Source organism: Phyllobacterium sp. SB3 (assembly GCF_040009165.1).
Lineage (GTDB): Bacteria > Pseudomonadota > Alphaproteobacteria > Rhizobiales > Rhizobiaceae > Phyllobacterium.
Genome location: NZ_JBDYKI010000003.1, coordinates 774,557 through 800,119, shown reverse-complemented (window position 1 = coordinate 800,119; position 25,563 = coordinate 774,557). Strand labels below are relative to the sequence as shown.

Sequence of the window (25,563 nt, the reverse complement as noted above, 5' to 3'; positions counted from 1 at the left end):
ATGTACGACTTGATGCCGGGGAAAACAAGAATGGCTTACCGCGGCTCGAGCGCTACAGTCTTTATGATGGCGTAAATCGTCATTCCTTCCCTCAACATCATCCTATCGCGCGAAAGCGTGGTTATCCGGGAAAGTAGTGCCGCTCCCTGGCAATCTATCTGTATATCTACTGTGCCCTCGGCATTTGTCAGAATTGCCGCAATTTTCCCTTCCAGAATATTGAGGGCACTAACGCTTTGCGGATAAACTGTAGAAAGCATCACATCCTTGGCCAAAACGTACATGCGGACAGTTTTCCCCTCCGCCACCTCGGGTCCGTGAACAAAAAACTGGGACGACTCAAACCCAATCGTCGTCAGCCTATGCTTTGCATCGTGATGAATAACCTTGCCTTCTATGAGCGTTCCGGCCTCTCTCCGGCTGTGCACCATTGATATTGAAGGCTGGTTCAATACATCGGTCACAGCTCCGGCCATAGCAACGGCACCGTTGTCCATGACGATAACCTTATCTGCCAACCGCGCCACTTCAGTCACCGAATGACTGACATAAATGATCGGGATATTCATCTTGTCGCGAAGGGCTTCGAGATAAGGTAAAATCTCGGCTTTTCGCGTCTCGTCCAACGCGGCAAGCGGCTCATCCATCAATAGTAAACGCGGCGAGGAAAGAAGTGCACGGCCAATGGCGACACGCTGTTTTTCGCCGCCTGAAAGATTGCCCGGCCGCCGGTCTAGCAGAAAATTTAATCCCAGCAAATCGACAATGGGTGCGAAACTATCCCGTTTGGACTTGGGAACAAACCACCGACCATAATTCAGATTCTGGCGGACTGAAAGATGAGGAAACAATCGAGCATCCTGAAAAACAACGCCAAAACGGCGTTTATGCTTTGGAACGAATATTCCCCGCACCGTATCAACGATCACATCGTCGTCGAAGATAATACGCCCCTCGTCGGGCCGACTCAGGCCGGTCAGCATGCGGATTACCGAGGTCTTCCCTGAGCCTGACGCACCGAACAACGCAGTCACACCACCGTCCGAATTGAATGCCGCATCCAGCTGAAATGCTCCGAGCTTTCGGCGCGCCTCGAATATCAGCTTCATGATGCTGTCACTTTGCGACCGACGAGATAAGCCATGAATTCGGACGCCATCAGAGCGGCCATGGAAATAATTATAGAGATAATGGTCAGTCTGAATGCACCGGCATCCCCGCCCGGTACTTGCGTAAAGGTGTAGATCGCCGCTGATAACGTCTGCGTTTCGCCGGGAATATTGGAGACAAAAGTGATGGTCGCGCCAAACTCGCCCATCGCCTTGGCAAATGAAAGTATCATGCCGGCAATGATACCCGGCAAGACGAGCGGCAGAGTTACGGTGATAAATACCCAGACCGGGCTGGCGCCCAGCGTCGAAGCTGCGTCCTCCAGCCCTCTATCGACAGCTTCAATTGAAAGGCGGATACTGCGGACCATGAGAGGAAACCCCATCACCGCACAGGCCAAGGCTGCACCTGTCCATTTAAACGATAGAACAATCCCGAGGTTTTCAGCGAGAAATGCACCAACAGGCCCGCGTCTGCCGAAAAGGATTAACAGGATAAAACCTATTACCACCGGAGGCAAAATCAGCGGGAGATGTACCAGTCCGTTTAAAAGTGATTTGCCCCAGAAATGGCCTCTCGCCAACAACAGACCGACGGCAATGCCAAAAGGCAAGCTGGCAATCATGGCCACAGTTGCAATACGCAAACTGAGATGAACTGCCGTCCACTCCTCATTGCTTAACGAGAACCAGTCCAAATCAAGAGCTCGCTTTTTCTTTTGCCGCAGCTCTCGACTGGAGCCTGCTGTTATTTCAATACTGTAAAACCTTGTTTCTCGAACAATGGCACAGCTTTATCTGATTTTATATAATCCAGCAGTGACACAGCATCGGCATTCTTGCTGTCAGCAAGGATGGCGATTGGGTAGACAATTGGCTTATGGCTGTCTTCGGGGAACGTGCCGACAATTGCTACTTCTTTGTCGGCTGCAGCATCAGTCTTGTAGACGATACCGTAAGGTGCTTCGCCACGCGAAACCAACAGCAATGCAGCACGAACACTCTCTGCACCGGCGACTTTACTTTCCACAGACGACCAGATGCCCAAAGATTCCAGTGCGGCCTTGCCATATTTGCCCGCAGGAACAGACTCGACTGCACCCATAGCCAGACGGCCATCACCAAGAAGCTTTGCCAAATCGAAGCCTTTTTTGAGTTCGACAGGCTCCGCCTTGTCTTTAGAGGCTACGAGAACGATGCTGTTGCCAAGAAGGCTTGTGCGTGTGTCTTCCTTGATGAGCTTCTTGCCCGCAAGATAATCCATCCAATCCAGATCCGCAGAAATGAAAATGTCGGCTGGAGCACCGGACTCGATCTGTTTAGCCAGAGCCGAACTTGCGGCATAGGAAGTTGTCACGTCTTTGCCGGAATCTGCCTTCCATGCAGCCGTGACATCATCGAGCGCATTTTTAAGACTTGCCGCCGCAAAGACTGTGACCTTCTCGGCTGCCAATAATGGCCCGATTTGCAAAGACGTGGCCAGCAACAAAACTGTTAGGATAGTAGCGGCTCGTTTAGCCAATTCACGCCAATTAACGCTCATCTCAAGTTCTCTCTTTTGTTCCACCGTAATATTTTCATGGATATATCGCCAAGCAGTAGATAGCCAGCGTTATATTTTCAAAAACACAACCGAAAACACTCCACAGTTTCAGAACTGTGGAGCCAACTGGAACTAAAAGGAGAGGACGATATTAGCGCTGCTTGGCTTTGCGGGCTGCATAGCGGCGGTCACGTTCCGCCTTTCGTTCCGCTTCATCGAGAACAACGCGCGCGATGCGATTCTTTGCTTCTGCGGCTTTCGCCTCTGCTTCAGCAGCAGCCGCTTGCGCAACAGCTTCGGCTTCCGCAAGCTTGCGTTCTTCTTCTATCTTCGCCAAGCGGTCACGCTCAGCTTTTCTTGCTTCACGTGCAGCAATGATAGCTTCGCGTTCAGCACGCTTCGCAATCACTTCCGGATCATCAGCCTTGGGTGCCGACTCAAATTTCTTCAGCAGAAGCTTTTTCGCTTCTATCGCCGCGGCGCGGCGTTCATTCAATTCTTTAAGATTTTTCAATAGAAAGTAGTCCTGTCGTTGCAAACAATTGGCTTTTCAATTGCCGTTCGATGAAGAAAGGCCGGACACCGGCCCAGCCTTTCTCTTTGGTCGTATCACGGAACTCGCCAAGCGAATACCGTGCTTGTTATTTATACAGCTGCGAGCTGGTCAGCCGACATCTTGCCAGACTTCTTGTCGCGAACCAGCTCGTAGCTGATCTTTTGACCTTCAACGATGTTACGCAAACCAGCGCGTTCAACCGCAGAGATGTGAACAAAAGCGTCTGTTCCGCCGTCATCCGGCTGAATGAAACCAAAACCTTTTGTCGAATCGAACCATTTAACTGTGCCTGTGGCCATGATGGACCTCCGTCTAGCAGCAACAACTGGCAAACGCGTTAGCGAGTGCCTCTAATTAATCGAGTTTTGAAGAAGGAGCTTGTCGAAGCGCTAAACGCGTAGAACAAAGTCAGACGATCCAAAATCCAATGCTTCTATTTACATTCCGAACCCGCAAGGATCAACCCACGGTCAGATTTGTTTTACGCTCTCAAGTTTCAAGCGATGCTATTTGCGCACAAGCTCATGAAATTCGTCGCGTTGCCCCTCAACTTCAGAAGCAACAACAAGCGCCAGTTGCTTTTCATCGAATAGCTGAAACCATTCGTCCCACTCCACCAGCCGTGGGCGTCCCAGTTCATCAGGCCGGTCTGAACCGCTATCGTCATTATCTTCGTATGCCTGCTGTCCGAATTCTATCATCAGCACCGGTTCGGTGATGCCTATAAGCTCCGCTGCATCGCGTATGGCGGGCACTCCGGAACGGGCACCGGCCCAGTCCCGAATAGCCTGATGATCTGTAAGCAATGTTGTTTCGGTCATTTGTTTTCTCCTGTCCGAATTCAACGTTGCGATGGCGATCAGGTTCCGCAAAACATTATGGATCGCTCCGAACAGCAAGGCATGGAACACTCATCCATTATAAGCATTAAGATGTAACTCGGCATCAAAGGATAAATCGATGAAAACTCTTGCTAAAGTTGTGTTGGCACTTGTTGTACTTACCGGGCTTGGCGCCGGGGGCGTCTATTTCTACTCACAGGAATCGGCAACAGTTGCAATCGAACAGGGTTATGGGCCAAACCCCACGCTTCCTGCTCCTAATCCCAAACCTATCCCGACCGTAAATATTGCAAAAGCCAGCAAATGGCCGGAAGGTGTCACGCCAAAGGCCGCGTCAGGTTTGAAGGTCAATGCGCTCGCCAAGGACCTTGATCATCCGCGTATGATCCATGTTTTGCCAAACGGCGACGTTCTTGTGGCCGAAAGCAATGCTCCTGCCAAGGAAGAACAAGGGTTCAGTATCCGAAATTGGGTGATGGGCGTTGTAATGGGCCAAGCCGGCGCAGCGGTTAAAAGTGCAGATCGAATTATATTGTTGCGCGATGCAGATAATAACGGTGTGGCAGAGATACAAAAGACTTTCCTGCAAGGTTTGCATTCGCCGTTTGGCATGACGCTGGCAAACGGAAAACTTTACGTGGCCAATGCCGATGGCATCGTCGCGGTCCCTTATGCGGAGGGGGATATGGAAGCCACTGCCGCTCCGGAGAAGATCGCTGATTTGCCAGGTGGACCGATCAATCACCACTGGACCAAGGATGTTGTTGCCAGCCCCGATGGCAAAAAGCTCTATGCGACGGTTGGATCCAACAGCAATGTTGGCGAAAACGGTATGGATGCAGAGAAAGACAGGGCGGGCGTTTTGGAGATTGATCTTGCCACGGGCCAACAGCGAGTCTTCGCATCGGGATTGCGCAATCCCAACGGCATTTCCTGGAATCCTGACAGCGGAGAGCTTTGGGTAGCAGTCAATGAACGCGACGAAATCGGCAGTGACCTCGTGCCCGACTATATGACATCGGTTAAAGACGGCGGATTTTATGGCTGGCCTTACAGCTATTATGGCCAGAATATTGATGTGCGGGTGAAGCCTCAAAATCCCGAACTGGTCGCGAAGGCCATCAAGCCCGACTACGCCCTCGGTCCGCACACAGCATCGCTCGGCCTTACATTCAACACAGGATCGCTACTGGGATCAGAATATCAAAACGGTGCTTTCGTTGGCCAGCATGGCTCATGGAACCGTAAGCCAAGAAGCGGCTATAAAGTGATTTACGTGCCCTTCGCTGGCGGCAAACCAAACGGTGCTCCAAAAGATATTCTGACGGGATTCATAAGCGAACAGGATGAAGCACTTGGTCGGCCGGTTGGAGTTGCCATCGCCAAGACGGGCGCGCTGCTCGTCGCAGATGATGTTGGTAATACAATCTGGCGCGTCGTTCCTGAGTAAGGAACCAAGAGGTTGTCGATCTCAAACGGCCTTCTGCTCTTGATTTGAGGCAGTCATCGCTGCAATCCATGTCCGCACCTCACTGGCAGACTGAACTTTGTGCTGCGCATCACTTTGGAAAAGTGCCTCGCCTACCCTGACGGAACAGCCGTTTGAAGCATTGACGAAATGAAACATCGCCTCATCTGTGAGGTCATCACCGATCGCCAAAGGTTTTTTCCCTTTGAAGGGGGGCATACTCATAAAATCGGCAATGGCAGAGCCCTTATCCGTACCGGATGGAAGCAACTCAACGACCATCTTTCCACTTTGGAGTTTCCATCCCTCTCCCAATCTGGAGTGGATCGTGGACATTGTAGCCTGCACCGCTCTTTCCGCCTCGGGAACAAGGCGATAATGCATTGCAATAGCCAACCCCTTATCTTCAATGATGGTTTGCGGCCATCTTGAAGTCAGCTTTTCAAGCTCCTGCCGGGCTTGATCAAGAGCAGTGCGATCAATCATTTTTCTACTGATATTTCCTGACGGGCCTCGAACCTCAGATCCATGCATGCCTGCAACCGTGCATTGATAGGGAGCAAACATTGAATCAACCGATTCAACTGACCGCCCGGTTACGAGCGCCATTGCACCATCAACCAGCCCGGAAAGGGCTTTGAGCTGAGCCGGTAACTCTTCCGGGATAACAATCCCTGTTGGTGTAGAGGCAAGATCGATCAGTGTTCCGTCAATATCCAGAAACACTGCCCATTCATGAAGGCTAATCGGGAGAACACCCGTTTTTTCAGATTTTATAATCAAAGTATCCGCCGTGTTTTTTGAATTGAAGTTCACTGGTTGAACTCAATTGAACGCAAATGGTTCAATCTCGATCAAAATTCGGAACCATCTGCGCCTGAGCGGGTTGGCCTTACTTAACGCGAATGCAAGGGACTCATCATGGGACGGTTGGTTGTTGTTTCAAACCGAACGGCGAACCTCGCCAAAAAATCACAGGCAGGTGGATTAACAGTTGGAATTGTGGATGCTTTAAAGAGCCAAGGCGGGCTGTGGATGGGGTGGGATGGGCGCATCTCAGACGACGTTTCGTCGACCAAAAGTGAGAAGCATGGCAACGTCACTACTGTCACCACATCCCTCACCCCCGATGAGCACGAAAAATATTACCTCGGGTTTTCAAACAAGGTTCTCTGGCCAGCGTTTCATTATCGTCTTGATCTGATGGATTATCGAACTGAGTTTGCCGACTGCTACGCGTCCGTAAATGAGCGGTTTGCGGCCACTCTTGCACCACTGCTTGAACCAGACGATGTCATCTGGATTCATGATTACCACATGATCCCGATGGCCGCTGAACTGCGCAAGAATGGTTGCGAGAACAAGATCGGGTTCTTCCTGCACATCCCGTTTCCTTCGGTAGATGTGTTCTCCGCCGTTCCGCGGCATGAATGGCTGCGTTATTGCCTGCTCCAATATGATCTCGTAGGATTTCAAACGGTAAATGATGTCCAGAATTTTCATCGTTACCTGAAAGAACATTCCGACGCCGATGTCATTTCACCGGAACTGGTGCAGGTAAGAGAGCGGATAGTTCATGTTGGACATTTTCCCATTGGGATTGATGTAAAGCAGTTTGCCCAGACCTCCAGCAAACCAGATGACACGGTAGAGTTGGAGCGTATGCGCCGCAAGACGCTCAAGCGCTTCCAGATCATATCGGCCGACCGTCTGGATTATTCGAAAGGACTGCCGCATCGCATAAAGGCATTTCGCAAGTTCCTCGATCTTTATCCGGAATACCAAGGCCATGCAGAGTATTTGCAGATTGCTTCGCCTTCGCGAGAGGATGTCACAGCCTATGGCGACATCAAATCGGAGCTTGAACAGCTTGCAGGCGGGGTCAATGGCAAGTTCGCGGACTTCAATTGGGCACCGATCCAGTACATAAATCGCAGTATTGCGCGAGCCAAGTTAGCCCCGTTGTTCAAGTCCAGCCTTATTGGTCTCATTACACCACTGCGTGACGGAATGAACCTTGTTGCCAAGGAATATGTTGCTGCACAGGACGACGATGATCCGGGGATACTCATACTGTCGAAATTTGCCGGCGCTGCCGAGGAATTGAGCGAGGCACTGATCGTAAATCCTTACGATATCAATGATGTAGCGCAAGCTATTCACAAGGCGGCAACCATGCCGTTGGCCGAGCGGCAATTGCGTCACCGCAAGCTCTTGAAGCGCGTCACAGACCACGACGCGCAGTGGTGGCAGCGTGAATACCTCGACGCACTTCTTGGTAAGTCTGAGCGGTCGCAACACATACATCAGTTCACGAAACACTCCCCTATTCACCTGACCAACTAAAAAGAAAATCAGGAGTTTTGAAATCAGAATGCCCAGAGAAAACGAAGTACCGACATCAACCTATCGATTGCTTTTGAAGAACGGTATCACTTTTCATCACCTCACAACGGTAGTGCCATATCTCAAACGTCTGGGCGTTGACTCCGTCAGTGTATCGTCTGTTTTCAATACAAACGATGCGGGTAACGGCCGGCGCTCGTTCGATCCAACGGTGCTGGATCAAAAGTCCGGCGGCGAGCAGGGCTTTGCTCTACTCAGTCAATCGTTGAAGCAAGCTGGCATCAGTCTCCTGATTGATATCAATCCCAATCAAATACCTGTTTCCCATGAGAATAATTGGTGGAGGTCGCTGCTTGAGTGGGGGCAACAAGCCAAGTATGCCTCATACTTCGACATTGATTGGAGCAGTCAACTCGGGCTGCCGGTATTGGAACGCCCGCTCGCTGAAGAATTGGATGCCGGACTCATTACCTTGGCATTCGACACTGGAGCACAAGCCATTGGAGTATCGCACTCCGGCAACTTCTACCCATTGTCGCCGTTATCCTACACGACAGCTTTAAAGGGCCTTGATAATGATTTGTCGGGCAAGTTGCAGGAAGCAATAGTCAAAGCTGGTCCGTTGGACCCGAACAACTTTCGGGAAAACCTCCGCATGATCTATGGTGAAAGCAGTATTTCAGATCGTTTGGAACTGGCGAACCATCTCAACAAGATGACCAGCCAAATAACATCGCTGAAGACAGTGTTGGCAGAGCAGCATTGGGTCCTGACAACCATTGCAGAAGCACGCAGCTCTCTTAGTTACCGGCACTCATACGATTCGCTGTATTCTGCTGGGGCGAAGGTGGAGCGTCCCGAGGTTTTTGATGATTTTCATAGAACTGCGTTGGAATTACTCAAATCAGGCGCAGTCAGTGGATTTCGCGTAAATCAGATAGACGGTTTGGCTGACCCTGCCGGTTATCTGAAGCAACTGCGTTATGTTGCCGGTAAGGATGCTTATATCGTAACCGATAAGATTTTCCTGAATGGCGAAAGCCAAGAAGAATGGAGTGCGAACGGAACGGCTGGTTATGAGTTCATTTCCGCAACTTCAAATGTTTTGATTGATCACGCACGGCTTCCAATTCTCGAACAGGCCTATGCCACAATGATGGGGATGGAAAGACCGCCTGAAAGACACTACCGCGACGCGAAACGTGCGATTCTTCACAAAAAGTTTGCCCCTGAATTTCAGGCTTCGGGTGATCTGCTGCTGCAATATGCGTCGGACGATGTTGGTGAGTTGGAGGTAAGGCAGGTGGTTTCCGAAACTATTACGGAACTGCCTGTATTTCGAACGTACTCAAATGATCGTCAGCATCACTATGCCAAAATTCTGGAAACCGCAGGACTAGATAGATCAGTATTGCCATCAGCCATATATGATGAGTTCGACACTCGTTATCAGCAGCTATCCGCAGCCGTTATGGCTCAAGCGGTTGAGGAATCTTACCGTTATGATCGCGGTCCGATCACGCTCGACGAAATCACCGTCTTCTCGGCGGATGCAGAACACCCGGTAGAAGCATTTCATAAACACATGGCGCAAAAAGCTGCCGCTATGCCTCTCGGCATGAATGCAACTAGCTTTTCCTATGCCACCAAATTTGGAGAAGATGCTCGTATGCGTCTTCTGGCACTTACCGAAGCACCGGAAGTTTGGGCGCAATGCGTTTCCGACTGGCGCATACGTTTTGCTGGCAACGTCAAAACGATCGAAGCAGCCTTGGCGCCTCACCCTGAAACCGAGTGGTTGATCTACCAGACCATGGCTGCAATCTGGCCACCTGAGCTACACCTTGACGATCAGCAAGCCCTCATGACGGTACAGCAGGAACTGACAGCCTTTGTCATCAGAGCTGTTCGCGAAATGAGAAAAGACGCGTTCTGGACGGAAACAAACCGCCCCTATGAACTGGCAATCGCCGACTATATCGGAGAGCTTTTCCTCGACCGCGATTTTCTCACGGAATTCGCAGATCGGATAAAGCCTTATTGGGTTGCAGGTGCAGTCAACAGCCTGACGCAAACTGTCCTTAAACTGACGACGCCTGGTATACCCGTCATACAGACCGGCTCGGAAACCTGGGATTTCTCGATTTCGCAAACGGGTTCCCCTGATGCGCTTGGCTTTGAAAAACTTGGCACACAACTGAACTATGCAGAGCAATCGCCACTCGTAAACCTGTTGTCAGACTGGCACTCCGGTGCAGTGAAGCAGCGCGTTATAACAATGCATCTTCGATTGAGACAGCAACATCCAGCATTGTTTCAGAAGGGAGAATACATCCCCTTGAAAGTGAGCGGGGTCTATTCCGATCATCTGGTGGCATTTATGCGTCGTGCTGGATCGACATCTTGTGTGGTCGCGGTGCCACGTTTGCCATTTGAGTCAGTTTCTAAATTTCAGGAGCCTTTCATGCCGGTTCCGGTTTGGGGCGACACAACAATCCATCTGCCGGAAATGGAAAACTTGACGACTTTTGAAAACATTCTGACAGGTGAGACAATTACTCCAGAGGACAGTTTTTTGGCCGCTGACGCAATGCGCGAATTTTCCACTGCGACACTCATAGCAGGCGTGAATTAAGGCACGTCGCCACGCAAAAACCTTGTTTTCGCCATGTAGTTTTGCGGAAGAATTCTCGAAAATGGCTGAGAAATTGCTCGAAATCACTCTTTAATACCCGTGTTTTCAAGCCCGGATTAAACTTAATTATACTGGAATAAGTTCTCAGCTGAGAACTTATTCCTATAATCTTAGCGTGTTCGGTCAGATGTCAGAGACCATTGGCCTTTAATATTGCCGGTGCGTTTTCCTTGGTAATCGTCTCGGTTCCCAACACGATCTTCTTTTCAACTTTCTCTCCGGCAAGCACCTTTAGCGCCTGACGAAGACCTTCTGCACCCGGTGTGGGATAAAGGAATGTCGCAGCGAGTTCACCTTTGTTTACCCATTGCACGCCCTCATTAGGCAACCCGTCTACGCCCAGAAAGAGAATACCCTTTTCGCGCCCGGCATCCTTTGCGGCGAGATATGCTCCATAAGCCATAGGGTCATTGTGCCCGTAAACGACCGATATATCCTCGTGGTTACGTAGAGCCGTCGCCATGATGTTATAGGCTTGATCCTGCTTCCAATCGCCGGATTGTTTGTCCAGCAGATAGGTTATGCCATTCTCGGCATCCGTAAATTTATGAAAACCATTGCTTCGGTCGTGGCTGGCTTGCGTACCCAAACCGCCCCAGATTTCGACCACAGTGCCCTTGGCTTTACCTGCGCCGCCAAGGAGTTCAACAGCGTACTTACCTGCAGCTTCGCCAATAACAACATTGTCGCCGCCAATCCATTGTGTGTACTTTTCAGTATCAACGTTGCGATCAAGAACGATAACCGGAATGCCCGCATCCATCGCCTTTTCAACCACTCCGGTTAAACCAGCAGATTCCTTCGGAGAAATCAGAATTGCGTCTACTTCCTGACGAATGAAGTTTTCGACATCCGCAACCTGCTTTTCAGTTTTGTCTTGACCATCGGCAACAAGAAGTTCGACATTGGAGTGCTTCTTGGCCTCAGCTTCTAAATCCTTGTTGAACTGTACACGCCAGGGTTCAACTGTTGTCGTCTGGCTAAATCCAATAACATATTTGTCTTTGGTTTGAGCGAGCGCGCCATTGATTGCCAAGGGCATCAATATGGCCGTTGCCAGTGCCAACTTTGAAAAATGCCTGCGGGTTATGTTCATTTTCTCTCTCCCTTTGATGTTGTTGTATTTTTTTCTGCCCGGTCTCGCAGTTTCAGTTGCGATAAAAAGAACAGCCAGCCGCTTGAGCGGCGCTCCTGCAGAAGTACAGCGACGATAATGATCGCGCCTTTCAGTACGAGCTGCGTATTGCTGTCGATATTGTTGAGTTGCAGAATGTTGCTGAGAAAACCGAAGATCAAAACGCCAACAAGCGTGCCAATCATTGATCCGCGCCCTCCCATCAGGCTGGTGCCGCCGATGACAACTGCTGCAATGGCGTCGAGTTCCAGACCCATTCCTGCATCCGGTTTGCCCTGACGATACTGCGCAACGTAAAGGATACCCGCCAAAGCTGCCAGATAACCGGAAATGGCGTAGACCGTAATCTTGACCCTCCAGACCGGCACACCGGCCAGACGGGCTGCTTCCTCATTGCCGCCAATGGCGTAGACGTATCGCCCGAACTTCGTGAATTTCAGGACCACCCAGAACAGAAAGATAATTCCAGCGAATATGACCCCGGGAACGGGAACTATGCCAAATATCAAGGAACGAAGAAGCTCAAAATCTTCGGTGGCATTGCTTCCCGTATAAACCGGCCAAACAGCCGTGTTCTGCCCTGCTGTCAGGCGGGCAATACCCAAACCGGCCACCATCATCGCTAAAGTAACGATAAATGGCTGTAGACGGCCACCTACAATAACCAGTCCGTTGATCATGCCAAGCATGAACCCCACGGCCGGTACGACCAAGAGCACGAGCAGAACACCCGCTTTGCCATCGGAGCCCATTGCGATCCCAAATGCCGCGACAAGAGCCACAATAAGTGCAACCGCAGCTATGATTTTGGGGCTGGCCGATACCGCATTCGGCAAATTGCCTTCAGCACTCGTACGAAGCTTTGCTGCAAAGCTCATCAATCCGAAAAGGCATAAGAATACGAGAATGAATAGCGCTGGCGTTCCGATTGAATAAGCGGCTGACCATCCTTCATTGGTCAACAGCATGGCACATACGACTGAGCCCAGCGCGAGAACGGAACCGACGGAAAGGTCAATACCGGCAATCAGGATAACCAATGTCATCCCTACAGCAGTAATACCTGTCACCGATATTTGCCGGAACACATCGGAGAGATTACCGAATGAAAGGAATATGTTATTGCCTTTTGATGATATCGGGGACGACAGAACACCCAAGATGAAAAGCAGAACCAGACCCCAATAAAGCTTGGTGTGTTTCAACACTGTTTTCAGGCGTTCGGACGCTCCAGACGAAGCTCTGATCTGTTCGCTTGACTGGCTCACGCGGCCACTCCTTCAAGCCGGGCGCCAGAAGGTGTGGCAAGCTCCATGATGCGCTCTTCAGAAAAATCGTCGCTCTCGACAATACCGGTTGCCCTGCCCTCACACATTACAAGAATGCGATCTGATAGCGCCAGCAACTCTGGTAACTCGGAACTCACCATCACAATAGCAACGCCTGTCGCAGCAAGCTGTTTAAGTAGGTCATAAATCTCCTCCTTCGCGCCTACATCAATCCCGCGCGTTGGCTCATCCAGCAAAACCACACGCGGTTTTGTTTCCAGCCATTTTCCAAGAACAATTTTCTGTTGGTTTCCGCCGCTCAGCTCTTCGATTTGCTGTTCCGGACCCTGACAGCGGACACGCATTGACTTGATCATACGATTAGTAACCGCATTCTCACGCAAGCGGCTTATCCACCCCGTCGGTGCAAGCCATGGAAGCGAGGGAAGCACTGCATTGGACCGGATATCGGTATGCATCAGCAGCCCGCTGCCTTTCCTGTCTTCCGTCAGAAAAGCAATGCCATTCGCAACCGAGGCGCGAGGCGTAAGAGACCTTACATTGAAGCTGGCGCCACTTCGTGAGATAGAGCCGGAACTCTTGCCCCTCGATGCGCCGAATATTAGCTCCAAAACCTCGGTGCGGCCCGAGCCCAATAACCCGCCGATGCCAAATATTTCTCCGGCATGGACATCAAAACTCACACCATCGACGACGTTATGCATCCGCCCGCGCGAGTTGGGTTTTTGCAAGCCAATATTCTTTACGGAAAGGACTACAGGATTGTTCGAAACACTGTTCTTGCTTTCTTGCGGCTTCAATTCGCGCCCAACCATCATACGGATGACATCCCGCTGGCTGACTTCACTGGAACGCCGCGTCGCGATAAAATTACCATCTCTCAAAACGGTGATTTTGTCTGCCAGCGCAAACACTTCGCTCATGCGATGCGAGATATAGAGAATTGCTACGCCCTGCGATGCCAAAACACGTACAAAGCCCGCCAAACGCTGTGCTTCCGCTTCCGACAATGCTGATGTCGGTTCATCCAGCACAAGCACATCAGCATTCAGCGAAAGGGCGCGGGCGATCTCTACAAGCTGCTGCTCACCAACTCTCAATGTCTCGACATCAGCCCGTGCATCAATATCAATGCCAAATTTGGCTAATATCTCGGCGCTTCTCTTTTCGATTTCAGCATAATCGATAAATAACCCGGCCTTGAGCGGCTCACGCCCAAGAAAGATATTTTCGGACACACTCAAGCTTGGAATCAGGTTCAGTTCTTGATGAATAATAGCGATGCCGTCACGTTCGGCTTCTTTTGGTGAAGCGAAATCCACCTCTCGCCCCCTAACTTCCATTGAGCCTGAACTTCGCCGATGGACGCCACTCAGGATTTTGACAAGCGTTGATTTCCCGGCACCATTCTCACCCATAACAGCATGGATTTCGCCCGCATAAACGTCCAGATCGACGCTGCGCAATGCAATGACGTGGGCAAATGATTTACTGACCCCGCGGAGCGAGATGATCGGCTTCGAACTTTCCAAAAAATGTTCCTCCCAAAACATTCTTTTAAAGCTGGTGTGTAACATGTTAGATGTTGAATGCTGAGAGTCAAATGCTTTCGCAGAAGATTTGTAACGCTTAATGCTGGCTGGACTTCAGGGGGAGCTTCACAACTTGCAACCGCGTTTTTCGAGTAGAAACTACAAAGAGCAAAAGGTGGTTTCAACCACGCGTAAGGATCAGGTCTACGGTATCCTGCGGCAAGCGATCATCTCATCACAGCTCGCTCCTGGTGAAGCAATTCGGAAAGAACTTGTTGCAACCCAGCTCGGCGTTTCCCGAACACCTGTCAGCGAGGCAATCAATAGGCTTGCGGATGAAGGCTTGGTTGAAATCTACCCCCAAGCAGGCACATTCGTAGCCCGGCTCTGGCTAGACAAAATCGAGACGGCGCAATTTGTTCGAGTTGCCCTTGAGACAGCGGCCGTTCGGCGAGCGGCTGCAAATGGAACGGTTGAGACCGCCATACAACTTCGCAAAAATCTTGAAGATCAGCGAAAAGCCGCCGAGTCATTGGATTTCGAACAGTTTTACGAGCTGGATGAAGCCTTGCATGACATGATCTGCGATGCGTCTGGACTGGTGGGACTTCGCGAAATCGCCGCGAAAGAACGCAGTCAGATTGATCGCGTCAGGAGGTTGCTCTTGCATTACGAAACGAGAATGAGTGAAACCCTGCTCGAACACGAAGCTATCATCTCAGCCATCAGCGCTCGTGATCCGGATCTGGCGGCCAAGACAATGGAGGATCACATCTCAAAGATGGGTATCATGCTTCTTCAACTTCAACAAAAAAGACCGGAACTATTCGGAAGCTGAGCTATCGGCTGCCTCATGAAGATTGCGCGATATTGCAGGACCAATTTTCAGATCGGTGAAAATGACTTCAAATCCATTTCGTTGAGGGGAGCAGGCCATTGCTCCAGCAGTGGCATCAGCAGCTGAAAAGGGCGCCAATCTTGCCATCTGCCACGGGCCATCATTTATTGAATATTGCACGCGAACCGCATCGCCATGACGCGTGACCCTTACGTTTACCTCATCTGTAGTGAGCGCATTATGTAATGGAAGAACCGACCAGTCTGATATTCCATTTGTGACGACGACACTGAAATGCATCAAGCCGTCAGTGAACTCGATCCCTGCTTTTATCCAATTCCGCTCGTCAATTCTGAGCAAAAGGCCAGCCTGATCGTAAAGCTCCTCGTATTTCCCTTTAATCGTAACATTAGCGCTGAAATCACCCGAAACTGGCGTCAGGTAGGCATGGCCGTTGTCCCGCTCAAATCCATAAAATGTGCGCTGCCAGAAATCTGTGCGGTCGTCGGTCATAAGTTTGAGCGCACTGTCATTGCCGCTGTGGATCGCGGGCTCATTTAACCAACTGAATTGTGTGCTCATGGTTTTTTCGCTCCTGTCATATTCTTGCTGCATCGCAACTGCGACGTTATTAGCACTGGGAAGTGCGATTCAGGCAGCGTTAATAGACCATCCCGGTTTGGAAAAATCATGTCACGTTTTTTACCCGATACATTCACCGTGCTACTCGTCGTCACGGTGGTCATTGCTTCATTTGCACCGGTCAGCGGGGAAGCAGCTGAATATTTCGGCTATGCAACCAAAGTAGCGATTGGTCTTCTGTTTTTCCTGCACGGCGCACGGCTGTCCCGCGACGTAGTTATCGCAGGTTTCCTTCATTGGAAACTACACCTTACCATCCTTGCCGCTACCTTCGTCCTCTTTCCGCTGCTCGGTCTGGGCATCGGATTGTTGGTACCTTTTATTCTTTCACCTGCACTTTATGCGGGCGTTCTTTTCCTGTGCGTGTTGCCGTCTACAGTTCAATCATCAATAGCGTTCACATCTATCGCAGGCGGCAACGTTCCGGCAGCAATCTGCGCGGCAACAGCTTCAAATATTTTCGGCATGTTTTTAACGCCGGTACTCGCAGGCGTTCTATTATCGGCACAGGGACATGCAGGATTTTCGCTGGATGCGCTTCAATCGATCCTCCTTCAGTTGCTTGCACCATTCGTCCTTGGGCAGATACTTCAGCCATGGATCGGTAATTTTCTTCGCAGCAAGAAAAAGCTTTTGATGCCGATTGATCGCGGATCAATCCTGATGGTTGTCTACTTGGCTTTCAGTGAATCGGTTACGGAAGGCCTATGGCGCACAATTTCGATCAGCGATCTCGCCACGCTCATCATTATCGATATTGTTCTGTTGGCTGCTGTGCTCGCGGTCACAATGTTTGGCAGCCGCTGGGCTGGTTTCTCACGGGAAGATGAAATCGCAATTACCTTTTGCGGCTCCAAGAAAAGCTTGGCGAGCGGCGTACCCATAGCAACTGTGCTTTTCGCCGGACAAAGCATCGGGAGTATTATGCTGCCCTTGATGCTGTTTCACCAAATTCAGTTGATGGCATGCGCCGTTATCGCCCAACGTTATGCGGATAGGGCCAATCGAAGCGTCTAAGCTTATTTGGACTGCCGAGCGACCACAGCCTCCATCAATTTTGCAGCAAGAAGCTCGTATTTCTCATCGTAATGATGATCGCCCGGTAGTTCGATTTTTTCCACAGCGCTCAATGATGGATCAGTGCAAGCCGTATCATCTTCCTCGGAACCGTAGACACAGAGTACTTTTCCGGTCGGAATCTTGGCGACAGCTGGCGCAACCTCATTGTCACCTCCCAAACCCAGCCAAGCGCCAACAGAGACTTGAAAAGGCGTCGTCTTTTCAGTCCCGATCAATCCAACAAGGCTGATACGATCCTGAAGTTGTTTGGGCAGATAGGGCCAGGCAAAGGGTACGGTGTTTGCCCCAAACGAGTAGCCAAGCAGCAGGACCGGCAATTTTCCGCTCGGATCGGCCTTCGCAGCCATTCTTTGTATGTCTTTGGCAATACCTTCCGGCTTACGCAGCGACCAATAGTAGCGCAGCGAATCTACACCAACCACGTGGGTGGATTCTTTTGAAATAATATCACCAACGGATTTATCTATATCACGCCATCCACCATCACCGGAAAAGAACAGAGCCACATACTTTGCCGGTCCATTGGCAGATGGAATATCAACAACTGGCAATGCCTCGACCGACGCATCTTCTTTCGCAATAGCCACTGCTGCATCCGCTGCAAGCTCAAGCCGTTCAGCTTTGGTTGCACCAATTTTCTCTTGAGCAAGAAAGAAGCCTGCGCTCGGCGGTCCCTTGGAATCAGTGTCGGGCTTCTCCCGTATTATCGTCGCCGGGTTTGGCAGGTCGGCATCGTAGGAATAGCTGAAGCCTTGTCCAGCCACTGCTTCGTAATCAGCTCCCTCACATGATGGCAACTTTGTATCCAAAGCGACTGACGGGTCTACGATTACGGCGCCAGCAATTGTGGCCGCAGGCGTATCGGCCACGGACGCATAAGCCATCACACCGCCCTCACCGATTCCAATAATGACGGGATGCATATAAACGTCGACGGCAATCATGCGCTGCGCCTCCTTGGCAACCCCCTCGAAATCGGAAACGAAGTAGGTGCAATCGCCAGTGTCCTGATTGAGTTCCTTGCGCCATTTCTCCAGATCAACGGTAAGAACAAGAAAGTCTCGCTCCAGCAGCAGTTCGGCCAAGCTATTATCGTCCGCTGCAAGCCCGCCCTTCTGCGAAACGAGGATCGCCAGCGCTTTCGGCTTCCCCGAAGGCTGCAAAAGTGGGACATCATTGAGGCGTTCAGACGAAACCAGTATTGGCTTTCCAGGTACGCGCAAACCCAATTGCGGGGCAAATTGCAGCCCGGCAGCCAAGACGACGCTGACGATTAGAAAGGCCGCTACAATCAAAACATAGCGGTTACGCAAAAACATCATCTTTTAAAAACCTCGAAGGGACTTCCGCTCACAAGGTTGGTTGCATCAATGAGCGAGCGCGGCGTTGCGAGCCCCGGAGGGCAGATTAAATAGTAAGGCGTCCATTTCGGGCCGAATTTATCCTTGAAGGCACGAAGTCCGTCAAACCTGTAAAACTCAGCTCCGCGCCGATAAATAAACGAGCCTATACGGTTCCAGCGCGATGCAAGATGGTTATCCGATAGACCGGATAGCGGCGCGGCGCCAAGATTGAACCAACGATATCCTTCATTCTTTGCAGCAACCAGCAGATTGGCAAACAGCCCATCCATTATGACACTTGATGCATCCGGCAAATGCCGCATCAAATCAACGGCAACTTCCTGGTGGTCCGCACCTCGCCAGAGATTTGCAAAGGCAACAATCGCCCCCTCTTTCCGCAAAACCGCAATGTCAAAATTTGCAAGATAAGCGTTCTCGAATGAGCCGAGCGAGAACCGCTTCTCTGATCCTGATTTTATGGCCAGCCAAGCATCTGAAACCTTGCGCAACTCCTGTATTACCTCACCGGTCTGCTCTTTTGGCAGAATCTCGAAAGAAATTCCCTCCTTCTCCAGACGCCGGGCTGCGTAACGCAAAGGTTGGCGTTTGGAGCCTTCCAGAGAAAATTCAGTAAGGTCCACTCGCGCAACCTCACCGAGTTTCAAGGCCGTCAGTCCCATATCAAGAAACAATGGCAATCGTTCCGGACCAACACCATAAAATACGGTTCTGGTTCCCGTTCGATCAGCCAGTCCGCGAAACGTCCAGGCGAGATCAGAGACGGCTTTATCGTTGATCCCGACGGGCTCACCCATGGAAACCAGACTTCCCCCTGAACGGGCATACATGACAAAGCCACGTCCTGCGCCATCCATTAGAAAACGCTTGTCACCCAACAAAGCCAAGGCATCGGAGGCACGTGGTGATTGGGCAACGAGTCCCGGCACGTCATTCGGAATAGGTTGAGCCCGCAATTTGATGCGCCCTACCCCATTTATGATCGTATTGATTGTAACGGCGGCAAGACAAGTCAGAACCAGAACCAAAGCCCGCAGGAATCTCGATGCCTGAGCATCCCAAGCGAACTCCCACCAAAGCTCATTTGCATATTCCACATGGCGATAGGAAAAGAACCCGAGCCAGATAATGGCGAACGCTGTTGTACCGACGCTGGCAAGCCAACCCCAAGTCAGGGCAAAACTCTCACCGAGGGGCTTGCGGTAAAAAGAGTCGCGAAAGAGCAACAGCGTTCCTGCCATCAACGTAAGCATAAGCGCTTCTTCCCATGCCAAGCCTTTCACCAAGGCAAAAACAGCGCCCAGACTGAATAGTAAAAGAGCGACCAGCCATGCACGCCAGAGCCGCCGGGCCAAGCCACGCGCAACGATGAGTAGAGCAAGCCCAACAAAACTTGCTCCCAGATGCGACATTTCGAGGAAGGGCATCGGAACGATATCCGCAAGCGCCTCAAGCCTGTAATGGGTGCCTGGAATGACCGTCGAGATCAGCAGCACTATTCCACCCAGAAAGGCTATGCCTGCCGACAATGGCGGGATGAGTGGTTCAAACATCCGCACAGCCGTTTGGGTAGATGTCGTAAGCACATGCCGTTTCCTGAGAATTTCGGACAAGGCAAAACCGGCAACGGCAACCAAAAAAGGAAAGAGCGTGTATATGGCGCGATAAGCGACAAGTGCCGCAATGGCATCGGGGTTTTGCCCCAGCCCAAGACCGGCAATGATTGTCGCCTCAAAAGCGCCAATTCCGCCCGGCGCGTGACTGACAATGCCCAGCGCGACGGCAACGACGTATACCAAAGCAAAGGCTGGAATGCTGCCGACCGAACCAGCGGGAAGCAGAACATAGAGCGTGGCTGCCGCCGCCGCGACATCAACCAAGCCTGAAATAATCTGCAATAGGGCTCCCTGTGTTGAAGGAAGCCGAATTGACATCTTGCCAAACCGGAGGGTGCGCTCGCGGCGTGAAAGCCAATAAAGCAACAGCGCTACGCCCGCGAGGATTCCTGCACCGATTACCTGATCGACAATGGGTCCGAATGACACGATCCACGGAATTCGAGAAGGATCTATGACGAGCGCGACAGCGATGAGAATAATGAATGCGAACCAGATCGCCATCCATGATGTACCGATAATCCGGCCAATATCGGCTGTGTCTATGCCCTCCGCCGCATAGACACGGTAACGCAATGCGCCGCCGGTCAGGAGCGAAAATCCGAGTGCATTCGAAATAGCATAACCAGCACCGCCCGCCATTGCGGAAATTCGGTACGGTATCCGACCTGGGGCAATTGTTTCGACGGCAACCACATCATAGACAGCTACCGCTGCGAAACTTAACACAGTGAACGCAAACGCTAAGACAACCAGATTCAGAGGTATCTCACGCAATGACTGGCGGACGTCATGGAGATAAATGTCGCTCGACAGATGGCTTAACACCAACAGACTTATGGCCGCTACAGCGATACCCAGGAACGCAAATAATGCAGATCGAGCTTTAACGCTCCATGGGTTGCTGGACTCCGCTCGCGCTTCAATCTTACGGATTTGCTTTTCACTGTCAGCAATTGGCGTCATTGCAGGTACCGGCTTTGAAAAAACGGTTTCTAAATGCCAAGTTCACCATGAAATTGGGGTAGCGTCACTAGCAATCCAATAATGGCGGGATTGCGCCAAAAAGTAAGAAAAACTGAAACTAATCTATCAAAACAACAGAGAAACGAACATACTTGCTTGGCCAGCCAAAGCAACGTCGACTATGCAGCATTCAGCGCCAAGCGACGATAGCTTCCCGGTGCCTTTACCCGACCAACGGCGGACAATGGTGGAGTCAAACCCATAGCTTCTGTAACGGCTGTCGCAACAGAATTGCTGTTCTGGAGCAGAAAAGAATAACGCAGATCAGATTGGCGAATACGCTCTGCCAATTCGACGGCAGCACGCCAGTGAGTTGCTATCGAACTATAGCTGCCTTCCAGAAGCAGCGACGTTACTGATGTCGGACGGACGTAGAATTCAGGATAGCAGCGCAAATCACGGTGAGCATAATCTGTAACAACGGCTGTCAGCGGTCCCCGAATGGCGCAATAGTTAAAGCTGCCGTCCGCATTGGATGCGCCGCCATTTATCTCAAAAAGTGGCCTTCCGGTTTCGTCACACATCACTACGAAGTTATGGCTGGCTATGCCCGCAAACCGCGGGATAGGGTATGAGCCGAACAGAATTTTGTAGTTCATCAAATGCCAACTTTCGAACCATGCGTGTTATGTTCACACACTAAATAAAGCATTTATTTTCAAAGACAACACACGAATTCTTCATCGAATCGCAGAATATATTTATTTAGTCGACGAATATTATGTTGCGCATCGATTCTAAAGGCTTTTTTCTTGAGCAGAGTTGGCAAACAGGTCTAAAATATTTTCCAACAAGCAACTTGTTCACAGCAAGAACAATCATCTTTGTTGGCAAAATTAAGATCACATCACACAACGCTTACTGTAATTTCGGCAATTCCGTCGACACCACCTACCATTTGATCGCCGCGCTCGACTGCGCCTACCCCCGCCGGTGTTCCTGTAAAGATGAGATCTCCCGCTTTCAAAGTGAACAATGTCGAAAGATAGGTAATGGTCTCGGGCACTTTCCAGATCATCTGGTCAAGGTCGCCGCGTTGGCGCTCCACGCCATTTACCTTCAACCAGATCGCCCCTTTCGCTGGATGACCGATCTCTGATGCGGGAACAATTGATGAGCAGGGAGCCGATGATTCAAACGCCTTGGCTACTTCCCAAGGGCGACCAAGTTTTTTGGCTTCCCCTTGCAGGTCACGGCGCGTCATATCCAGCCCGACAGCATATCCAAATACATGATCAAGCGCTGCGTCAGCAGCGATATCCACTCCGCCCTTCCCGATTGCAATCACGAGTTCCATTTCAAAATGAACATCATTCGTGGCTGATGGATAGGGGAAATCCTGACCCTGTTTCACGAGTGAGTCGGGATTCTTCTGGAAGAAAAAAGGCGGCTCGCGATTCGGGTCATGACCCATTTCGATAGCGTGGTCAGCATAGTTCCGGCCAACGCAATATATCCTGTGAACCGGAAAAATTTTATTCGAACCGGAAATTTCCAGTCCCGACTGGGGGGCTGGTTCGAAAATAAACTCGTTATGCATGATGATGTTTCACCGCTTATTGATCGCTGAAGTCTTTCTGAACTAGATCATCCATACTACATGCTTTCAAGACCAGAAAACGATCATCGAGCCAACTCCACAAGTCGCAGCGGGGACTTTCCTCTTTCATGCACCGTAGATTTGACCTAACGGCCCCGGACCTCGCTGAGGATGACGATGATGCTCTGCTTGAGAATGTGCAGCGTTCCAGTTTTGCTTACTTCTGGGAAGGCGCGCATCCCAAAAGCGGACTTGCACGTGACAGATCTGGCCGCGCCGACGATCCCGAAAATGACCTTGTCGCCATTGGCGGCTCCGGATTCGCTTTCATGGCAATTCTGGTTGCTCTTGAACATAGTTGGATTACAAACCAGCAGGCTCGCGAGCGAATAGATCTGATGCTTTCGGCGTTGGAACGCACAAAACGCTATCATGGAGTCTTCCCGCACTTCATAAACGGCGCGGATGGCTCAACAATACCCTTTTCCAAGTTGGATGATGGTGGCGATCTGGTCGAAACGTCTTTTCTCATTCAAGGTCTGATTTGTGTCAGGCAGTACTTCAACACTACCGGCGTCGAAGATTTGACACTACGAGACCGTATCAACTTGATCTGGAGAGGTGTGCAGTGGAGCAACCACATTAAACCCGGAGAAAACGTTCTTTACTGGCATCGTAGTCCAAAATATCGCTTCGCCCGAAATGTACCAATTCGGGGATGGAACGAAGCGCTCATTACTTATGTTTTAGCGGCCGCGGCCGAACAATACGGCATTCAGGCTGACAGTTATAATGATGGATTCGCGGGAAATGGTGCGTTTCTCAATGGCCGTGACTACTATGGAGTCACATTGCCACTGGGGCCAGATTACGGCGGACCGCTGTTTTTTGCCCATTATTCGTTTTGCGGGCTGGACCCACGAGGCCTTATCGACGGCTATGCAGATTATTGGCAGCAAAATCAAAACCATAGCCGTATCAACTATTTGCATAGTGTGTATAATCCGCATGGCTATTCCGGATACGGTGCTGATTGTTGGGGACTGACTTCTAGTCATGGGCCAACTGGCTATGTGGTCAGTTCACCGGGATCTGATTTTGGCCTGATCGCTCCAACGGCATCTCTCAGCAGCATGCCATATACGCCAATCGAATCCATGCAGGCACTACGCCATTTTCTTAGCTTGCCGAAAGGCAAGATCGCAGGCCGGTTCGGCTTTGTCGATGCATTCTCGCCAGCCAGCGGATGGTATGCACGAACATATCTGGCTATCGATCAGGGGCCGGTTATTGCAATGATAGAGAATTACCGTAGCGGCCTGCTTTGGAACCTGTTCATGAGCGCTCCCGAGATAAAATATGCACTGCTCAAACTGGGCTTTAACAGTCCGCATATGGAAAAAACTGCGGAACCAAATCACGGCTGAATCATTCCGTCAGTCCGTGCAATTAATCAGTTTTCAATCCACATCTTTTCATTCCTATCTGCAATTCAGGGGCCAGCTATGAAAGTTCATGCCGTTTTCAACCGCGATGGCGGCACATTTCGCACGATGGATATGGCTCTCTTTTCGCAAACGGCAAAGGACGTTTTTGAAAAGCATGGCCATAGTTTCGAGAGCGAGATTGTAGCAGGCAAAGACATCGTAACTGCATTGAAAAATGTTGCAGCAGAGGCCGGAGAACATGTGCTCATGGCAGGCGGTGGTGATGGCACAATTTCTGCTGCAGCGGATATTGCATGGAAGGCCGGGGTGCCACTTGCTGTGCTGCCAGCCGGCACCATGAATCTTTTCGCTCGGGCTTTGAAAATTCCATTGGAGCTTAACGCGGCGCTCGAAAGCCTTGCAAGCGGCCAGATCGAAGCCGTCGATATCTCAACCGCCAATGACGAGAGCTTTGTGCACCAATTTTCAATTGGTTTTCAGCCGCAGATGATCAAATTTCGTAATACGCTGGAGTTTCGCTCCCGTTGGGGCAAAAGACTGGCCAGCCTTCGTGCATTTCTGAAAGCAATGGCCAAGCCGCCCAGCTTTGCGGTGAGGATGACGATAGATGGAAGCCCGACCGAGAGAACGGTATCGGCGATTTCAATAGCCAATAATCCTTATGGGCAGACGATGCTGCCAGTGCCGGAAAACGTGAACAGAGGTGAACTGGGTGTCTATGTCGCCGGCAGCCTTTCATCGGGTACTCTGATGAAACTGGCTTTGACAGTTATAACCGGCTCATGGCGCCGGAATACCGATGTTGAGGAAATCTTGGCGAAAGAAGTCCAGCTTCACTTTCCTCATCTCAGGAAAAGCGCCAAGGCGACAATCGATGGAGAATTGGTTGCGCTACCCAAGGACGTCAAAATCGCAATACATGCCGGGGAGTTGAATGTACTCGTGCCCCCAAGAGACCAGCAGGAACAAAAACAGGGCGACTAAGGCCGCCCCACTAACTCAATCGAACCCGATTTAACTCTTCTTTTTGGGCTTCTGCTCTGGAGCAGGTTGTGCAGCCTTCTTGGCCGCTGCCGCTTCTTCAGCCGCAACCTGATCGGCGCTTTTCGGCATTGTATCAACCACCGAACGTACCTTACCCTTGTCGGTAACAGTACACATTGCATCACGAATATCGGCCTTCAACCGCACCTGATTTATCCCGCCACCAATTGGTTCGGCGTCAATCGCAGTGATATGATTTTCAGCCAGGAAATATTTCGTTGCCGCAGCTGAAATGCAAGGATCGGCAAGAGCCGCATCAACAGGCGGACGAACCGGAGCAAATGTCGGCATGATTGTTGGCCGCATGTTGGGTTCGCTTGACGTAGAACACGCTGCCAATGGAATAAGAACTGCCAATGGGGCAATCCGGCACAGGATGTTGTTGGGCAGGCGCATTGCTCTCTCCGCAAAGATCGTCTCGAAGGATGTTATATAAGGCCGGAAACTATTCGC

Annotated in this window: 23 protein-coding genes; 7 read left to right on the top strand and 16 right to left on the bottom strand. The window is 50.8% G+C overall.

The features are described 5' to 3' along the window. Nucleotides 1-35: 35 nt before the first annotated feature. The 6 genes from modC to ABKW30_RS15015 all read right to left on the bottom strand — a co-directional run bounded on the left by modC (nt 36) and on the right by ABKW30_RS15015 (nt 4,029). Nucleotides 36-1,109 (bottom strand): molybdenum ABC transporter ATP-binding protein, encoded by a 1,074-nt coding sequence (modC, locus tag ABKW30_RS15040; protein WP_348599713.1) that lies wholly within the window; start codon nt 1,107-1,109, stop codon nt 36-38. Beyond that, complete coding sequence (gene modB / locus ABKW30_RS15035) at nt 1,106-1,807, bottom strand: molybdate ABC transporter permease subunit (RefSeq protein ID WP_348599712.1); 702 nt, start codon at nt 1,805-1,807, stop codon at nt 1,106-1,108. The genes modC and modB overlap by 4 nt, the downstream gene beginning before the upstream one ends. A 50-nt stretch (nt 1,808-1,857) precedes the next feature. After that, nucleotides 1,858-2,652: a molybdate ABC transporter substrate-binding protein gene (modA, locus tag ABKW30_RS15030; protein ID WP_348599711.1), complete on the bottom strand. Its 795-nt coding sequence runs from the start codon at nt 2,650-2,652 to the stop codon at nt 1,858-1,860. Nucleotides 2,653-2,803: 151 nt separating this feature from the next. Continuing rightward, on the bottom strand, nt 2,804-3,166 hold the full coding sequence (locus tag ABKW30_RS15025; protein WP_348599710.1) for a DUF6481 family protein: 363 nt from the start codon (nt 3,164-3,166) through the stop codon (nt 2,804-2,806). A gap of 131 nt (nt 3,167-3,297) precedes the next feature. After that, on the bottom strand, nt 3,298-3,507 hold the full coding sequence (locus ABKW30_RS15020; RefSeq protein ID WP_008126707.1) for a cold-shock protein: 210 nt from the start codon (nt 3,505-3,507) through the stop codon (nt 3,298-3,300). Nucleotides 3,508-3,714: 207 nt separating this feature from the next. Beyond that, on the bottom strand, nt 3,715-4,029 hold the full coding sequence (locus tag ABKW30_RS15015) for a hypothetical protein (RefSeq protein WP_348599709.1): 315 nt from the start codon (nt 4,027-4,029) through the stop codon (nt 3,715-3,717). 139 nt (nt 4,030-4,168) lie between these two features. On the opposite strand from ABKW30_RS15015, the gene ABKW30_RS15010 reads away from it, so the two are divergent. Continuing rightward, on the top strand, nt 4,169-5,500 hold the full coding sequence (locus tag ABKW30_RS15010; RefSeq protein WP_348599708.1) for a sorbosone dehydrogenase family protein: 1,332 nt from the start codon (nt 4,169-4,171) through the stop codon (nt 5,498-5,500). Between the two features lie 21 nt (nt 5,501-5,521). On the opposite strand, the gene otsB is transcribed toward ABKW30_RS15010, so the two are convergent. Beyond that, nucleotides 5,522-6,334, bottom strand: coding sequence for a trehalose-phosphatase (gene otsB / locus ABKW30_RS15005; RefSeq protein WP_348599707.1), 813 nt, complete (start codon nt 6,332-6,334; stop codon nt 5,522-5,524). Nucleotides 6,335-6,439: 105 nt separating this feature from the next. Between otsB and ABKW30_RS15000 the strand changes: the two genes are divergently transcribed. Together ABKW30_RS15000 and treY are read left to right on the top strand one after the other, a co-directional pair. Beyond that, a complete protein-coding gene (locus ABKW30_RS15000; RefSeq protein ID WP_348599706.1) occupies nt 6,440-7,864 on the top strand; it encodes a trehalose-6-phosphate synthase in 1,425 nt (474 codons plus the stop codon). A gap of 28 nt (nt 7,865-7,892) precedes the next feature. After that, the gene (gene treY, locus ABKW30_RS14995; RefSeq protein WP_348599705.1) at nt 7,893-10,499 is read left to right on the top strand and encodes a malto-oligosyltrehalose synthase; all 2,607 of its coding nucleotides are present in this window, start codon (nt 7,893-7,895) and stop codon (nt 10,497-10,499) included. Between the two features lie 190 nt (nt 10,500-10,689). On the opposite strand, the gene ABKW30_RS14990 is transcribed toward treY, so the two are convergent. The 3 genes from ABKW30_RS14990 to ABKW30_RS14980 are packed head-to-tail and all read right to left on the bottom strand — an operon-like array spanning nt 10,690 to nt 14,536. Beyond that, on the bottom strand, nt 10,690-11,655 hold the full coding sequence (locus ABKW30_RS14990; protein ID WP_348599704.1) for a substrate-binding domain-containing protein: 966 nt from the start codon (nt 11,653-11,655) through the stop codon (nt 10,690-10,692). After that, nucleotides 11,652-12,911: an ABC transporter permease gene (locus tag ABKW30_RS14985; RefSeq protein ID WP_348599821.1), complete on the bottom strand. Its 1,260-nt coding sequence runs from the start codon at nt 12,909-12,911 to the stop codon at nt 11,652-11,654. The genes ABKW30_RS14990 and ABKW30_RS14985 overlap by 4 nt, the downstream gene beginning before the upstream one ends. Nucleotides 12,912-12,958: 47 nt before the next feature. Further along, nucleotides 12,959-14,536 carry a sugar ABC transporter ATP-binding protein gene (locus ABKW30_RS14980; protein ID WP_348599703.1) on the bottom strand — a complete coding sequence of 526 codons (1,578 nt, stop codon included), beginning with the start codon at nt 14,534-14,536 and terminating at the stop codon, nt 12,959-12,961. Nucleotides 14,537-14,690: 154 nt separating this feature from the next. On the opposite strand from ABKW30_RS14980, the gene ABKW30_RS14975 reads away from it, so the two are divergent. Next, complete coding sequence (locus ABKW30_RS14975; RefSeq protein ID WP_348599702.1) at nt 14,691-15,353, top strand: GntR family transcriptional regulator; 663 nt, start codon at nt 14,691-14,693, stop codon at nt 15,351-15,353. On the opposite strand, the gene ABKW30_RS14970 is transcribed toward ABKW30_RS14975, so the two are convergent. Beyond that, the gene (locus ABKW30_RS14970) at nt 15,339-15,935 is read right to left on the bottom strand and encodes a DUF1349 domain-containing protein (protein ID WP_348599820.1); all 597 of its coding nucleotides are present in this window, start codon (nt 15,933-15,935) and stop codon (nt 15,339-15,341) included. The genes ABKW30_RS14975 and ABKW30_RS14970 overlap by 15 nt on opposite strands. A gap of 108 nt (nt 15,936-16,043) precedes the next feature. On the opposite strand from ABKW30_RS14970, the gene ABKW30_RS14965 reads away from it, so the two are divergent. After that, nucleotides 16,044-17,012 carry a bile acid:sodium symporter family protein gene (locus ABKW30_RS14965; RefSeq protein WP_348599701.1) on the top strand — a complete coding sequence of 323 codons (969 nt, stop codon included), beginning with the start codon at nt 16,044-16,046 and terminating at the stop codon, nt 17,010-17,012. Between the two features lie 2 nt (nt 17,013-17,014). Here ABKW30_RS14965 and ABKW30_RS14960 read toward each other — a convergent pair whose 3' ends face one another. The 4 genes from ABKW30_RS14960 to ABKW30_RS14945 form a co-directional block, all read right to left on the bottom strand. After that, nucleotides 17,015-18,397, bottom strand: coding sequence for an AcvB/VirJ family lysyl-phosphatidylglycerol hydrolase (locus ABKW30_RS14960; RefSeq protein ID WP_348599700.1), 1,383 nt, complete (start codon nt 18,395-18,397; stop codon nt 17,015-17,017). After that, a complete protein-coding gene (gene mprF, locus ABKW30_RS14955) occupies nt 18,394-21,018 on the bottom strand; it encodes a bifunctional lysylphosphatidylglycerol flippase/synthetase MprF (RefSeq protein WP_348599699.1) in 2,625 nt (874 codons plus the stop codon). The genes ABKW30_RS14960 and mprF overlap by 4 nt, the downstream gene beginning before the upstream one ends. Before the next feature lie 179 nt (nt 21,019-21,197). After that, nucleotides 21,198-21,677 (bottom strand): hypothetical protein, encoded by a 480-nt coding sequence (locus ABKW30_RS14950; RefSeq protein WP_348599698.1) that lies wholly within the window; start codon nt 21,675-21,677, stop codon nt 21,198-21,200. Between the two features lie 248 nt (nt 21,678-21,925). Continuing rightward, nucleotides 21,926-22,618: a fumarylacetoacetate hydrolase family protein gene (locus ABKW30_RS14945; protein ID WP_348599697.1), complete on the bottom strand. Its 693-nt coding sequence runs from the start codon at nt 22,616-22,618 to the stop codon at nt 21,926-21,928. A 128-nt stretch (nt 22,619-22,746) separates the two neighbouring features. Between ABKW30_RS14945 and ABKW30_RS14940 the strand changes: the two genes are divergently transcribed. Then, a complete protein-coding gene (locus ABKW30_RS14940; RefSeq protein WP_348599696.1) occupies nt 22,747-24,045 on the top strand; it encodes a glucoamylase family protein in 1,299 nt (432 codons plus the stop codon). Nucleotides 24,046-24,123: 78 nt separating this feature from the next. After that, complete coding sequence (locus ABKW30_RS14935; RefSeq protein ID WP_348599695.1) at nt 24,124-25,050, top strand: diacylglycerol kinase family protein; 927 nt, start codon at nt 24,124-24,126, stop codon at nt 25,048-25,050. Nucleotides 25,051-25,080: 30 nt separating this feature from the next. Here ABKW30_RS14935 and ABKW30_RS14930 read toward each other — a convergent pair whose 3' ends face one another. Further along, nucleotides 25,081-25,506 (bottom strand): hypothetical protein, encoded by a 426-nt coding sequence (locus ABKW30_RS14930; RefSeq protein WP_348599694.1) that lies wholly within the window; start codon nt 25,504-25,506, stop codon nt 25,081-25,083. Nucleotides 25,507-25,563 lie beyond the last annotated feature (57 nt).